This is a genomic window from Rhodococcus sp. W8901, assembly GCF_013348805.1.
GTDB lineage: Bacteria > Actinomycetota > Actinomycetes > Mycobacteriales > Mycobacteriaceae > Prescottella.
On sequence record NZ_CP054690.1, the window covers coordinates 3,780,799 to 3,795,016 of the forward strand.

At 68.7% G+C, this 14,218-nt stretch carries 12 protein-coding genes; 9 read left to right on the plus strand and 3 right to left on the minus strand.

What is annotated here, in order from left to right:
• The first annotated feature begins 14 nt into the window (after positions 1–14).
• The gene (locus tag HUN07_RS17705) at positions 15–860 is read left to right on the plus strand and encodes an alpha/beta fold hydrolase (RefSeq protein WP_174911521.1); all 846 of its coding nucleotides are present in this window, start codon (positions 15–17) and stop codon (positions 858–860) included.
• A 10-nt stretch (positions 861–870) separates the two neighbouring features.
• Here the strand turns inward: HUN07_RS17705 and HUN07_RS17710 are convergent, their stop codons facing one another.
• The gene (locus HUN07_RS17710) at positions 871–1,440 is read right to left on the minus strand and encodes a TetR/AcrR family transcriptional regulator (RefSeq protein WP_174911524.1); all 570 of its coding nucleotides are present in this window, start codon (positions 1,438–1,440) and stop codon (positions 871–873) included.
• Positions 1,441–1,531: 91 nt separating this feature from the next.
• Between HUN07_RS17710 and HUN07_RS17715 the strand changes: the two genes are divergently transcribed.
• Complete coding sequence (locus HUN07_RS17715; protein WP_174911527.1) at positions 1,532–2,362, plus strand: acyl-CoA thioesterase; 831 nt, start codon at positions 1,532–1,534, stop codon at positions 2,360–2,362.
• A gap of 33 nt (positions 2,363–2,395) precedes the next feature.
• Here the strand turns inward: HUN07_RS17715 and HUN07_RS17720 are convergent, their stop codons facing one another.
• Complete coding sequence (locus tag HUN07_RS17720; RefSeq protein ID WP_174911530.1) at positions 2,396–3,766, minus strand: MFS transporter; 1,371 nt, start codon at positions 3,764–3,766, stop codon at positions 2,396–2,398.
• 834 nt (positions 3,767–4,600) lie between these two features.
• On the opposite strand from HUN07_RS17720, the gene HUN07_RS17725 reads away from it, so the two are divergent.
• The 7 genes from HUN07_RS17725 to HUN07_RS17750 all read left to right on the plus strand — a co-directional run bounded on the left by HUN07_RS17725 (position 4,601) and on the right by HUN07_RS17750 (position 12,377).
• The gene (locus tag HUN07_RS17725) at positions 4,601–5,914 is read left to right on the plus strand and encodes a sodium:solute symporter family transporter (RefSeq protein WP_368077023.1); all 1,314 of its coding nucleotides are present in this window, start codon (positions 4,601–4,603) and stop codon (positions 5,912–5,914) included.
• A 63-nt stretch (positions 5,915–5,977) separates the two neighbouring features.
• Positions 5,978–6,109, plus strand: coding sequence for a putative transporter small subunit (locus tag HUN07_RS26665; RefSeq protein WP_217487143.1), 132 nt, complete (start codon positions 5,978–5,980; stop codon positions 6,107–6,109).
• Positions 6,110–6,217: 108 nt separating this feature from the next.
• A complete protein-coding gene (locus HUN07_RS17730) occupies positions 6,218–6,781 on the plus strand; it encodes a PadR family transcriptional regulator (protein ID WP_114724085.1) in 564 nt (187 codons plus the stop codon).
• A 19-nt stretch (positions 6,782–6,800) separates the two neighbouring features.
• The gene (locus HUN07_RS17735) at positions 6,801–8,831 is read left to right on the plus strand and encodes an NADPH-dependent 2,4-dienoyl-CoA reductase (RefSeq protein ID WP_174911533.1); all 2,031 of its coding nucleotides are present in this window, start codon (positions 6,801–6,803) and stop codon (positions 8,829–8,831) included.
• A 45-nt stretch (positions 8,832–8,876) separates the two neighbouring features.
• Positions 8,877–9,680, plus strand: a complete 804-nt coding sequence (cmrA, locus tag HUN07_RS17740) for a mycolate reductase (protein WP_114724083.1) — start codon at positions 8,877–8,879, stop codon at positions 9,678–9,680.
• A gap of 141 nt (positions 9,681–9,821) precedes the next feature.
• Entirely contained in the window at positions 9,822–11,165 is a 1,344-nt protein-coding gene (lysA, locus tag HUN07_RS17745) for a diaminopimelate decarboxylase (RefSeq protein WP_174911536.1), read from the plus strand.
• Between the two features lie 93 nt (positions 11,166–11,258).
• Entirely contained in the window at positions 11,259–12,377 is a 1,119-nt protein-coding gene (locus tag HUN07_RS17750) for an NDMA-dependent alcohol dehydrogenase (RefSeq protein ID WP_174911539.1), read from the plus strand.
• A gap of 24 nt (positions 12,378–12,401) precedes the next feature.
• Here the strand turns inward: HUN07_RS17750 and HUN07_RS17755 are convergent, their stop codons facing one another.
• A complete protein-coding gene (locus HUN07_RS17755; protein ID WP_174911542.1) occupies positions 12,402–14,144 on the minus strand; it encodes a helicase HerA-like domain-containing protein in 1,743 nt (580 codons plus the stop codon).
• Positions 14,145–14,218: the final 74 nt, after the last annotated feature.

Genomic DNA, 14,218 nt, shown 5'->3' on the forward strand with positions numbered 1-14,218 from the left:
CTACCGTGGCCACCATGACAGCCGACGCGCGCCACGACCGAGTTCGCCTGGGCGACCTGACTTTCGACGTCAACGTCACCGGCCCGGACGACGGCGTCCCGATCGTTGCGCTCCACGGCTTCCCGGAGAGCGCAGCGTCGTGGCGGCCGATCACGCCGCGACTCGTCCGCGCCGGATTCCGGGTGATCGCGCCGGATCAGCGGGGATACTCCCCCGACGCTCGCCCCGAGGCGGTCGAGGACTACCGGTTCGACCACCTCGTCGCCGACGTCGTCGGGCTGCTCGACGCGTACGACCTCGACTCGGCCCACCTGGTGGGTCACGACTGGGGTGCGGCCGTCGCGTGGCAGGTGGCGGGCCGGCACCCGGAGCGGATCCGCAGCCTCACGGCGGTGTCGGTGCCGCACGCGGCGGCCTTCGGATGGGCCCTGCGCAACGACGCCGACCAGCAGCGGCGGTCCGGCTACATGCGACAGTTCCGCACCGAGAGCAACTCCGAAGCCGTTCTGCTCGAGGAGAACTCACGGCGCCTACGGGCGGTCTTCGGCGACGGCAACGACCCCGATCTGGTCGAGGAACACGTCCGGCTGCTGTCGGAGCCGGGCGCCCTGACTGCCGCGATGAACTGGTACCGGGCGTTGGTCCACGAGTTCGGCGACCTGCCGCCGGTGCGGGTTCCCACCACGTACGTGTGGAGCACCGCGGACCCCGCCATCGGCCCGGCGTGCGCGGAGCGCTGCGGCGACTTCGTCGACGCGCCGTACCGCTTCGTCGTGCTCGAGGGCGGAAGTCACTGGATCCCTGAGGAGAACGCCGACGCACTGGCCGACGCGATCCTCGCCCGAGCTGCCCAGAGCTGACGGTCGGCCGTCACCCGCCGAGGAACACCTCGAGCTCGTCCACCACCGCATCGAGCGGCGCCGACGTACTCTGCGCCTGCGCCATCACCAGCGCACCCTCGAGCGCGCTCACCACGAGCACCGCCAACGACGCCGACCGCGCCTGCGCGACGCCGTCGCCGACGAGCGACGCGGCGATCAGGTCGCACCATTCGGAGAACGTCGCGCCCGCCACCTCGCGCGCGCCGCGTTCGGTGCCGAGCGCGGCCGCGACGATCGGACACCCGGCGGCGTAGTCGGTGGCCTCGAGCCCCCGACGCCACAGGTCCACCAGCGCCCGCAGCGCCGAGACGGTGTCACCGGACTCGAGAACGCGGGCGACGCCCCGCCCCAGGTAGGCCGCGGCGGACCGGGTCGCCTCCTCCACCAGCTGGGACTTCCCGTTCGGGAAGTGGTGGTAGATCGAGCCGCGCGGGGCACCGCTGTGGGCGAGCACGTCGGCGAACGACGTCGCGGCCACACCCTGCTCGCGGATGAGTGCGACGGCGCTGTCGATCATGGCCGCGCGCGGACCGTTCACGGGATCGCTTCGCCTCGCCATGTCGTCGCCCTTCCGTCGATCGCACCGTTGCCGTCCGGTTCTATGTATGTTGTCATACCTAGAACCGGATCGTCACCCACCAGGAGCAGCCGTGACCCAGATCGTCGCACCCCCGCACCCGTTCGACGCGGCCGTCGAACTCAGCGCGTTCGACGCAGGCCGGTCACACGGTCACACCGACCCGGCCTACGCGAACATGGTGGGCCCGTTCGGCGGCATCACCGCTGCAACCCTGCTCCGCGCGGCGCAGCAGCACCCCGAGCGTCTGGGCGAGCCACTCTCCCTCACGGTGAACTTCGCCGGCCCGATCGCCGACGGCCCGTTCGAGGTCACCGCCCGCCCCACCCGCACCAACCGCTCCACCCAGCACTGGAACATCGAGCTGACCCAGGACGGCGTCGTCACCACCACCGCCACCGCGGTGTTCGGCATCCGCCGCGAGACATGGACCTCCACGGACATCACGCCACCCGCCGTTCCAGCGGCCGATGCCGTTGCGGTCCAGGGGTTCCCCGACTTCATCGCGTGGGCCCGCAACTACGAGATGCGGTTTGTCGAGGGCGCGATCCCCGACGTCGCGGACGACACCGCCGGCGAGCAGCCCGACTCGACGACGACGCTGTGGGTACGTGACAACCCGCCCCGCGCACTGGACTTCCCCGCCCTGGCATCGCTGTGCGACGTCTTCTACCCGCGCGTGTTCCTGCGTTTGGGCCGCATGCTCCCGGCAGGCACGGTGTCGCTGACCGTGTACTTCCACGCCGATGCGGCGATGCTCGCCGCGCAGGCCGACGAGGCCGTCCTCGGCACCGCCCGCGCCCAGAACTTCGGCAACGGCTACTTCGACCAGTCCGGCGAGATCTGGGGACGCGACGGCGTCCTGCTCGCCACCACCCACCAGTTGGTCTACTTCAAGTCCTGACAACCCGTCCTTCTGGCCGAATGTCACACGCGTTCAGTCGGACTGAACCGATGTGACATTCGGCCCGGTGCGCGGCCCGGGGTCCCGCTCGGGCGGGCGGACCATCAACAGCGCCGCCAGGCCGATACCGAGGACCACGAGCAGACCGACGATGCCGGCCCGATCGGCGCCGAACCACCACGCGAAGAAGCCGAACAGCGTCGGCGCGAGGAACGAGACCGCGCGGCCGGTGGTTGCGTACAGCCCGAACAGCTGCCCCTCGCGTCCGGGCGGGGTGATCCTCGCGAGGAACGTACGCGACGACGACTGCGCCGGTCCGACGAACAGGCACAGCAGCAGGCCGAAGATCCAGAACATCAACGTGCCTGAGACGGCGAGCAACACGGTGCCGACCACCAGCATCGCGATCAGCGAACCGGCGATCACCACCTTGGGGCCGATCCGGTCGTCGAACCGTCCGGCCACGATGGCGCCGAGGGCGGCGACGACGTTGGCGGCGACACCGAAGAGCAGCACACTGTCCGACGCCATTCCGTACACGTTGACGGCCAGCACCGCGCCGAAGGTGAAGACGCCGGCCAGGCCGTCGCGGAACAGCGCGCTCGCCACGAGGAACCAGACGGTGCGCCGGTCGGCGGCCCACAGTTCCTTCAGATCGCGCCACAGCACCCGGTACGACTCGACGAAGCCCGCCTTCGCGGCACCGGGGTCGGCCGCGGTGCGCGGCACCTCGGGGACCGCGAGCAGCACCGGGATCGCGAACACGAGGAACCACACCGCCGCAAGCAGTGCGACGAGCCGGATGTTGAGGCCGCCGTCGGTGCTCAGCCCCAGGAGACCGCGGGTGTCGCCGTCGCCGGCGATGAACCCGAAGTAGCAGACCAGCAGCAGCACGATGCCGCCGAAATAGCCCATGGCCCAGCCGAACCCGGATACCCGGCCGATGTTCTCGGGAGTGGACACCTGCCGCATCATGGCGTTGTACGGCACGCCGGCGAGTTCGAAGATCACCGATCCGACGCCGAGCAGCACCAGTCCCAGCCACAGGTAGTGGTAGTCGTCGACGACGAAGAACATGCCCGCCATCGCGGCGACCGTGAGGAACGTCAGCACCGCCAGGGAGCGTTTGCGCCGACCGGCGGCGTCGAACCGCTGGCCGCTCACGGGCGCGAGGACGGCGATGAAGAAGCCGGCGATACCGAGCGACCACCCGAGCCACGTGCTCGCGGATATCGATCCGGGCAGATCGTCGCCGACGGCGTCGGTGAGATAGACCGAGAAGACGAAGGTGACGACGACGGCGTTGAACGCTGCCGAGCCCCAGTCCCACAAGCCCCACGCGGCGACCTGACGACGGGTCGCCGCCTGCCCGATGCCGGCGCCCCCAACCACTTCGGTGCTCATGGCGGCGAGCCTACGTAGTCGGACGTGCCCTGCACGGTGACACACCCGCACGCCGGTCGAATTCGAAACAAACACGAGGTGGACATCGAAATCCATACTTCCATCAAATCTCTCGGATCAATTCAATTTCGCGACTCGAAAACCGCCCCGGCAATTCTTGCGTGTTACACTGCCTGGCGACTGATGGGAATGCGTCGACGACCCGCGCACAACTGCGCGGACGCCCGATCCGGAACACGTCGACCCTCGCGAACGAACGGCGAATACTCGCGTTTCGTGCACACCGCACGACCGTCGACGCGGGCAACTCCCGCGCCGCCGGCGTCGCGTGCCGCCACCGGCCCCGTCGGTCCACGAGCCGTGTCGAGGGACACGACCCGCTCGCGCGGAACAGTTTTCGCGTTCACCCGGAGCGGACATCGCTGCGCCGCGGCGCCGGTACGACGACGCAGATGCGCCCGTCGACCAGTACAGACACCCCTCGGTCTCGCCTGCTCGCATCAAAGATTCGCGAGCCGAATTCTCACGAAGAAATGTCAAGGAGATAACGAATGGACGTACCCGAACTCGTCCAATTCAGCGCCGTGGCGATTATTCTGCTACTAGTGTTCTTCTACGGCGGAACATTTCTCATCTCCCTCCGCATCGGCCGGAAGAGGGAAAACGCCGACAACTTCATGACGGCCGGAAACCAGGTCGGTTTCGGCATCTCCGCGGCCAGCATGACGGCCACCTGGATCTGGGCATCGTCGATGTACGCATCGGCGACTGGCGCCCCGGGCCCACACCCTCGCGGAGATCATGTACGCCCGGCACGGGCGATCGAGCCAGCTCATGCTGGCCGGATCCAACGTCGTCGGCAGCCTCATCAGCCTGATGTCGAACTTCATCGCGGGCGGCGTACTCATCTCCCTGCTGTCACCGCTCAACTTCATCCAGGGTGCGCTCGTCATCGCGGGCGGTGTGCTGCTGTACACGTTGTGGTCGGGATTCCGGGCCTCCGTGTTGACCGACGTGATCCAGTTACTGGGCATGCTCGGCGCCGTCGCCATCCTGATCCCGATCGTCTTCTTCGCCGCGGGATTCCCGGCAGCGTTCGAGACGGGTGCCGCGAATCTGACTCCCGCCCAGGGCAACTTCTTCTCGAGTGAGGCGTTCTTCAATCAGGGCGCCCCCTACATCGCCGCCGTCCTCGCCTACGCGATCGGAAACCAGACCATCGCGCAGCGACTGTTCGCGGTCCGCGAGGACCTCATCAAACCGACGTTCATCACCGCCGCGGTCGGATACGGCGCCACGGTGATCGGCATCGGCATGTTCGGCGTCCTCGCGTTGTACCTGGGCATCGATCCGCTGGACGGGGACGTCAACAACCTCATTCCGCAGATGGCGGGCACCTACCTGCCGGCGGTACTGGTCGCACTGTTCTTCCTGCTCATCCTCGGAGCCTTGTCGTCCACCGCGGACTCCGATCTGGCGGCGCTGTCGTCGATCGTCATGACCGACGGGTACGGCCACACCGTCGCCGTCCGAGCGGCCGCCGATCCACGCCGGATGCTGCTGATCGGCCGCGCCACCATGGTCGTCGCGACCGCGCTGGCCGTGGCGTTCGCGAGCATGCGACTCAACATTCTCGATCTCCTGGTGTTCGTCGGCGCCCTGTGGGGCGCGCTGGTCTTCCCGGTGATCGCGAGCTTCTACTGGAACAAGGTCTCCAACAAGGCGTTCACGATCTCGACCCTCGCCGCAGTGGCCACGTTCCTGCCGGTGCGCTTCGGTTGGTTCCCCACCGACGGGGCGAGCGGGTTCCTCATCGATGTCGTGTCCGTCGTCGGCGTCGGTGTGGTGCTCGCCCTGATGGCCTTCGGGTTCTTCGGACTCCGCGTCGCGAAGATCGTCGGCGCGGTCGCGATCGTCGTGGTCGCGCCCTTCGGCATCGGCTTCCTGCACGACTACGCCACCCTGAGCGGCTCACTCGTCGCGTACGCCGTGAGCACGGTGGTCTGTTACGTGATGTCGGTGCGCAACCCCGAATCGTTCGACTTCGCGACGATCAAGGAACGGGTCGGCGACTTCGACAGCGAGCCTGGGTCCACCGACATCGACGACGACCGTCCGTCGCTGGGGGAAGCGGCCGTCCGGGACTGACCGCTCCGAACCGGCCCCGGCTCGATCCGACTGCAGACTCGATCCGATTACAGAGGAGTACCTGTGAACACCGTGTTCCTGACCGTCTACGTCCTGATATGGCCGATCGTCGTCGCCGCGACACTGTTCGTCATCACCCGCGGCGCCGTCCGCGAGTGGGCCGCCGCCCGCAGGAAGGGCGAGCGCCTCGTCTGACCCGACGCGCGTGACCACGGGGTGTCCCGGACCGAACAAGGTCCGGGGCACCCCGTACGCGTTATACGCACAGTTGCATATTCACCTCGTTGCATACAGACTGGGGACGTGGCACTCGAACACGCGATCCTCGTCTCCCTCAGCGAGCAGTCCGGCTCCGGATACGAACTCGCGCGCCGATTCGACAAGTCGATCGGCTTCTTCTGGAGTGCCACCCACCAGCAGATCTACCGCGTACTCAAGCGGATGGACGACGCCGGCTGGGTCACGGGAGAGGCGATCGCACAGGACGGCCGCCCGGACAAGAAGGTGTACCGCGTATCCAGCGCGGGCCGGGCCGAGCTGGCCCGCTGGATCGCCGAGCCCACCGAGCCCGGCCACCTGCGCAACGAACTCGCCGTGAAGATCCGCGGCGCCGCGTACGGCGACATGGCGTCGCTCATCGCAGAGGTGCGCCGGCACCGCGACGAGCACGTCGCACGCCTGGACCTGTACCGCAGGATCCAGGACCACGACTTTCCCGAATCCCGCCGTCGCGCTGGGTCCGTCCTGCACCAGTACCTCGTCCTGCGCGGCGGCATCCGCGTCGAGGAAGGGTTCGTCGGCTGGTGCACCGAGGTGCTCGCCGCCCTCGAATCCGAACAGCATCCCGATTCTTCTTCACAGCCCTGACCTGACCGAAAGGCCCGGCATGACTTCCCAGTTCCCGCATCTGCTCTCGCCACTCGACCTCGGATTCACGACGCTGAGGAATCGCGTGATCATGGGGTCGATGCACACCGGCCTCGAGGACCGCGCGAAGAACACCGCCCGTCTGGCCGAGTTCTACGCCGAACGCGCCCGCGGCGGCGTCGGCCTCATCGTCACCGGCGGCTACGCCCCCAACCGGACGGGCTGGCTGCTGCCCTTCGGCGCGAAGCTCACCAACCGGTTCGAGGCCCGTCGGCACCGCGTCATCACCCACGCCGTCCACGACGAGGGCGGCAAGATCGCGCTGCAGATCCTGCACGCCGGCCGGTACAGCTACCAGCCGCTGAGTGTGTCCGCGTCGTCGATCAAGGCGCCCATCAACCCGTTCCGGCCGCGGCGCCTGACGAGCCGTGGCGTGCGCTGGCAGATCCGCAACTTCGTCCGCTGTGCCCGTCTGGCCCGTTCGGCCGGGTACGACGGCGTCGAGATCATGGGCGGCGAGGGCTACTTGATCAACCAGTTCCTGTCCGAGCGCACCAACCGTCGCACCGACGAGTGGGGCGGCACCCCCGAGAAGCGTCGCCGGATGGCTGTCGAGATCGTGCGCCGCACCCGCGCCGCCGTGGGCCCGCACTTCATCATCCTGTTCCGGCTGTCGATGGCCGACCTCGTCGAGCGTGGACAGAGCTGGGACGAGATCGTCGCGCTCGCACAGGAAGTCGAGGCCGCCGGCGCCACCATCATCAACACCGACATCGGCTGGCACGAGTCGCGGGTGCCGACGATCGTGACGTCGGTACCGCGCGCAGCGTTCGCCGACATCACCGACAAACTCGCGAAGCACGTGTCCATCCCGGTCGCGGCGTCCAACCGCATCAACATGCCCGAGACCGCCGAGGAGATCCTCACCCGCGGCGACGCCCGGCTGATCTCGATGGCCCGGCCGATGCTCGCCGACCCCATGTGGGTCCGCAAGGCCGAGGCCGGCGCACCCGACGAGATCAACACCTGCATCGCCTGCAACCAGGCGTGCCTCGACCACGCGTTCGTCAACAAGCACGTCTCGTGCCTGCTCAATCCGCGTGCGGGGCGCGAGACCGAGCTGGTCCTGCTGCCGACGCGACGAAAGAAGACCCTCGCGGTCGTCGGCGCCGGACCGGCCGGACTGTCGGCGGCACTCAACCTCGCGCAACGCGGCCACACCGTCACCCTGTTCGAGGCACGTGACGACATCGGCGGCCAGTTCGGTATCGCGCAGAGGATCCCCGGCAAGGAGGAGTTCGCGGAGACCATCCGCTACTACCGCCGCCAACTCGACCTCGCGGGTGTCGACGTCCGGCTCGGCACCCGCGTCACCGCCGCCGACCTGATCGCCTCCGGCTACGACGAGGTGGTCCTCGCGACCGGCGTGACCCCACGCGTCCCGAACATCCCTGGCGTCGACCACCCGAAGGTGCTGTCGTACGCCGAGGTTGTGCGGGACAGGAAGCCGGTCGGCAGGACGGTCGCGGTGATCGGCGCCGGCGGCATCGGCGTCGACGTAAGCGAGTTCCTCACCCACGAGCACTCCCCCACTCTGGACCTGAAGGAGTGGAAGCAGGAGTGGGGCGTCACCGATCCCGAGTCCGCTCCCGGTGCGCTGACGACGCCGCGGCCCGCACCGTCGCCACGCGAGGTGTACCTGCTGCAACGCAAGCCCGGACGGATCGGCGCCGGGCTCGCCAAGACCACCGGCTGGGTGCACCGCGCCGCGCTGAAGGCGAAGGGCGTGCACGAGCTGTCGGGCGTCAACTACGAGCGCATCGACGACGCCGGTCTGCACATCACGTTCGGCGAGAAGCACGAGCGTCCTCGGACGCTCGACGTGGACACCGTCGTGATCTGCGCGGGGCAGGAGTCGGTGCGCGACCTCGTCGACGAACTGACGGTCGCCGGTGTGACCACGCACATCATCGGCGGCGCCGACGTCGCCGCCGAACTCGATGCCAAACGCGCGATCGAGCAGGGCACCCGGCTGGCGGCGAGCATCTGAGCGCATGACCACCACGAATCCGGGCACCGACTACGCTGCATTCTCGTGAGCCTGCCGAACCCCACCCCAGACGCCCGCGCGGTCGTGACCGGCGCCTCCTCCGGCATCGGCGAGGCCCTCGCCGCCGAACTGGCCGCGCGCGGACACTCGCTGATCCTCGTCGCCCGCCGAGGCGACGTCATGGAGAAGCTCGCCGCCCAGCTGCGCGAGAAGTACGGCGTCGAGGTCGAGGTCCGCGCCGTGGACCTGTCCGACCGCGAGGGCCGCGCCCCGCTGGTGACCGAGCTGTCCGAGCGCGAGATCTCGATCCTGTGCAACAACGCCGGTATCGCGACGTTCGGTCCCGTGAGCGAGCTCGATCCGTCGTACGAGCGCGACCAGGTCGAGCTCAACTCCGTCGCCGTGCACGACCTCACCCTCGCGGTCCTGCCGGGCATGGTGGCGCGCAAGTCGGGCGCGATCCTGATGGTGGGCTCGGCGGCCGGCAACATGCCGATCCCCAACAACGCCACCTACGCCGCCACCAAGGCGTTCGTGAACACGTTCTCCGAGTCGCTGCGCGGCGAACTCAAGGGCAGCGGCGTCAACGTCACGCTGCTCGCGCCGGGCCCGGTGCGCACCGAGACCCCCGACCCCGCCGAGGCGTCGATCGTCGACAAGCTGGTCCCCGACTTCCTGTGGATCTCGAGCGAGTACGTCGCGAAGGTCTCGCTGGACGCGCTGGCCGAGAACAAGATGCGGATCGTGCCGGGCATCCTGAGCAAGGGCATGTCGGTGGCCGGGCAGTACAGCCCGCGCGCCGTCGTCGCCCCGATCGTCGGCACGTTCTACCGGAAACTGGGCGGCTGACGCACCGCGCGTCAACCGCGCGTCAGGGCTCGGGCGGGCGCCGTCAAGTACCCGTCAAGAACCGACCGATGAGCACGAGACCGGCGTAGTCCTGAAGGTGACCCCGCTCCACCTGGATGCGGGCACCCTCAGGAGACGCCGGTGACCCTGCTCGATCTCTTTCCGTCCCTTCGCACGACGATGACGCCGCGACTGGATCCGGCGCTGTGGCCGACCACCACCGACCACGACGACCGGGGCCGGATCCGGGTCGGCGGAGTCGCGCTCGACGACATCGCCGACCAGTTCGGCACACCCACCTACGTCCTCGACGAGACCGACGTGCGGCACCGTTGCCGCGCATACCGCGCCGCGTTCCCCGAGGCCGAGATCGCCTACGCGGGCAAGGCCCTGATGATCCGCGCGGTCGCGGACTGGGTGACCCGCGAGGGGCTGTCGATCGACGTGTGCTCGGGCGGCGAACTCGCGATCGCGCTGTCCGCGGGCGTCGATCCGGCTCGGATCATTCTGCACGGCAACGCCAAGACCGCGACGGAACTGCGGGCCGCGGTGGACGCCGGAGTGGGTCGGATCGTGGTGGACTCTCTCACCGAGATCCGCCTCCTCACCGCGATCGCGAACCGGCGCGTCCAGGTGCTGGTGCGGGTCACGCCCGGCATCGACATCAACGGCCATCGCGCGGTGGCGACCGGGGTCGACGACCAGAAGTTCGGATTCCCGTTGTCCCACGATCAGGCGGGCGATGCCGCGCGACTGGTCCTCGAGCAGCCGAACCTCGAACTCGTCGGCCTCCATTGCCATCTCGGGTCCCAGATCGCCGACGCCGAGTACTTCCGGTCCGCCGTCGCCCGCCTCGTCGGGCAGATGGCGCAGATCCGCAGCGATCACGGCGTCATCCTGACCACCCTCGACCTGGGCGGCGGACACGCCGTGCCCTATCGTCCCGGCGACCCGGAGTGTGATCCGGCGGTCCTGGCCGCCGTCGTCGACGACGCCCTCGACGACGCCTGCGCGCGCAACCGCTTCCCCCGCCCACAGATCGTGCTCGAACCGGGACGGGCGATCGTCGCCCGGGCCGGGGTCACCCTGTACCGCGTTGTGTCGACGAAGACTCATGCCGGCGGACGCACCTTCGTCGCCGTCGACGGCGGCATGAGCGACAACCCCCGGGTCGCGCTGTACGGCGCCCGGTACGACGTCGTGATCGCCAACCGGCATCCACTGGGCCGCCACACCACGGTGACCGTGGTGGGACGGCACTGCGAGGCCGGCGACGTCGTCGCCGAGGACGTCTCACTCCCCGTCGACCTGCATCCCGGGGACGTCCTCGCCGTGCCGTGCACCGGCGCCTACCACCACAGCCTCGCCTCGACGTACAACGGCGTCGGCCGGCCACCGGTAGTCGCGGTGCGGGACGGGCACATTCGCGAGCTGATCCGCCGCGAGACCGTCGCCGACCTCATGGCGCGCGAATCCGACGCCTGACCGATTCCAGTGAGTGGGATCACATCCGCCACGCGGACCCGCCGGGACTGATAGTGATGCACAACACACTGTTATGTCCACTGGGAGGAACCTGTGAAGACCCGCGGCGCCGTCATCACCGAAGCACCTGGGACCTACAAGGTCGTCGAGCTCGAACTCGCCGGCCCACGACAGAACGAGATCATGGTCAAGATGTTCGCGTCCGGCCTGTGCCACTCGGACGATCACCTCGCCAAGGGCGACCACGCTTACAGCCACCTGCCGATCTGCGGCGGTCACGAAGGCTCCGGCATCGTCGTCGAGGTCGGACCGCACACCGACGGCTGGGAGGTCGGCGACCACGTCATCTTCTCGTTCCTCGCGGGCTGCGGGCGGTGCCGCTGGTGCGCGAAGGGGCTGCAGAACCTCTGCGACCGCGGCGCCACCATCATGAGCGGAAGCCGCCCGGACGATCCGGAGAGCTTCCGGCTCTCGATGGACGGCACCCCCGTGGCGCAGATGTGCGGGCTCGGCACCTTCAGCGAGTACTCCACCGTGCACGTCGATTCCGCGGTCAAGGTCGACAAGGACCTCCCGCTGGACAAGCTCTGTCTCCTAGGGTGCGGTGTCGGTACCGGCTGGGGTGCGGCCGTCAATTCCGCCGAGGTCTATCCCGGCCACACGGTCATCGTGATGGGTATCGGCGGGATCGGCATCAACGCCGTCCAGGGCGCGGCTCACGCCGGCGCGGCGCACATCATCGCCGTCGACCCGGTCGAGTTCAAGCGCACCACCGCCCTCGAACTCGGCGCCACCCACGCGGTCGCGACGATGGAGGAGGCCACCGAGATCGCCCGATCGTTCACCAATGGTCAGGGCGCGGACTCCGCGATCGTGACGGTCGGCGTGACCACTGGTGAGCATGTGGCGCAGGCATTTTCGTCCATCCGCAAGGCGGGCACCGTCGTCGTCACCGGTCTCGGCAAGGGCACCGACATCGGCATCCCGGTCAGCCTGCTCGAGCTCACGCTCTACCAGAAGCGCATCCAGGGTTCGCTGTTCGGCGCGTCCGCGCCGAGTGCCGACATCCCGTGGATGGTCGAGCTGTACCGCAGCGGCAAGCTCGAGCTCGACAAACTGATCACCACCACCTACACGCTCGACAACATCGCCCAGGGGTACATCGACATGCACGAGGGCAAGAACATCCGCGGCGTCGTCCTGTTCGACTGACCGCCACCTCGGTGCCGGGCGCACTCACCTCCGTCGCCTGCGCCCGGTACCGAAGATGCTCCGCGAGATCTCCCGCCCGGCAGCCGACGCCGCCGACCGGAGGAAACTCTTGACCGCCGTGTTGCCGAGGATCTGCTCGGCAACACTCGGCCCCTCGTTCGGGGCGGGCGGCGGCGGCAGATCCGGAAGGTCCGGCAAGGGCGGCACATCCAACGTCGGGTCGAGGTTCGGCGCGCCCACGACCTTCGCCGTCAGCAATTCGTACGCCGACTCCCGGTCCACGGTCTGCCCGTACTTCGCCTGCAACCCGCTGGCGCCGGACGCCGCCCGGATCCCGTCGTCGCCGATCGTGTCCATCAGCGACCGCGGCGGCCGGATCCTCGTCCACGCCACCGGAGTCGGAGCGCCCTTCTCCGAGAGCACGGTGACGATCGCCTCACCGGTCCCCAGCGAGGTGAGCGCCTTCTCGAGATCGTAGTGCGCGGTCTTCGGATACGTACGGACCGTCTTGGTCAGTGCCTGCTGGTCGTCCGGGGTGAAGGCGCGCAGCGCGTGCTGGACCCGCGCACCGAGCTGCGAGAGCACGGCATTGGGGACATCGGTGGGCAACTGGGTGCAGAAGAAGACGCCGACGCCCTTCGACCGGATCAGCTTGACCGTCTGCTCCACCTGCGCCAGGAACGCCTTGGACGCGTCCTTGAAGAGCAGGTGCGCCTCGTCGAGGACGAAGACCAGCTTCGGCTTGTCGAGGTCGCCTTCCTCCGGCAGCGTCTGGAACAGGTCGGCCAGCACCCACATCAGGAACGTCGAGAACATCGCCGGACGCGCGGCCTGCGCGCCGAGTTCGAACAGCGTCACCACCCCGCGCCCGTCGGCGCCCATCCGCAACAGATCCTCGGTCTCGAACTCGGGCTCACCGAAGAAGGTGTCACCGCCGTCGGCCTCGAGATTGACCAGCGCGCGCAGGATCACACCCGCGGTGGCCGCCGACACGCCCCCGATGCCCTCGAGGTCGGCCTTGCCCTCGTCGGACGTGAGATGCGCGATCACCGCGCGCAGGTCCTTCAGATCCAGCAGGGCGAGCCCACGGGTGTCGGCCCAGTGAAAGATCAGCCCCAGCGTCGACTCCTGGGTCTCGTTGAGTCCGAGGACCTTGCTGAGCAGGATCGGCCCGAAACTCGTGACGGTGGCACGCACCGGGATCCCGATGCCCTCGGTTCCCAACGACACGAACTCGACCGGGTAGCCGGTGGGCACCCAGTCCGGGTCCCCGGTCTCCGCGGCTCGACCGGTGATCTTGTCGTTCGGTTCCCCCGGCGCGGACAGCCCGGACAGGTCGCCCTTGACGTCCGCCATCACGACGGGAACACCTGCCGCCGAGAGCTGTTCGGCGATGCCCTGCAGTGTCTTCGTCTTGCCCGTGCCAGTGGCGCCGGCGATCAGTCCGTGGCGGTTGACGGTCGCCAGCGGAATCCGCACGCGGGCAGCCGCATCCACTGCACCGTCGACGACGACCGTCCCGAGCTCGAGGGCCGCTCCCTCCGACGCGTATCCGGACGCGATCTCGGCGGCGGCGCCGAACCCCTCGGCCGAACCCCCGTTGTCCGGACCGGCCTTCGCGCCTTCACGCTCCGCCCGCTCCGCGTCGGCCGCCTCACGCTCGGCCGCTTCCGCAGCCGCTGCCGCTTCCGCAGCGACGCGAGCCGCCTCCTCGGCGGCCGCTTTCGCGATCCGAGCCTTCTCCGCCGGCGTCGGGTCAACCGTCATGTGGTGTCCTCCTCGAGCAGAAAGCGTGCGGGAAGTTCTCCACCGTGGACAATATCCCGCCCGGGCGTGACTAC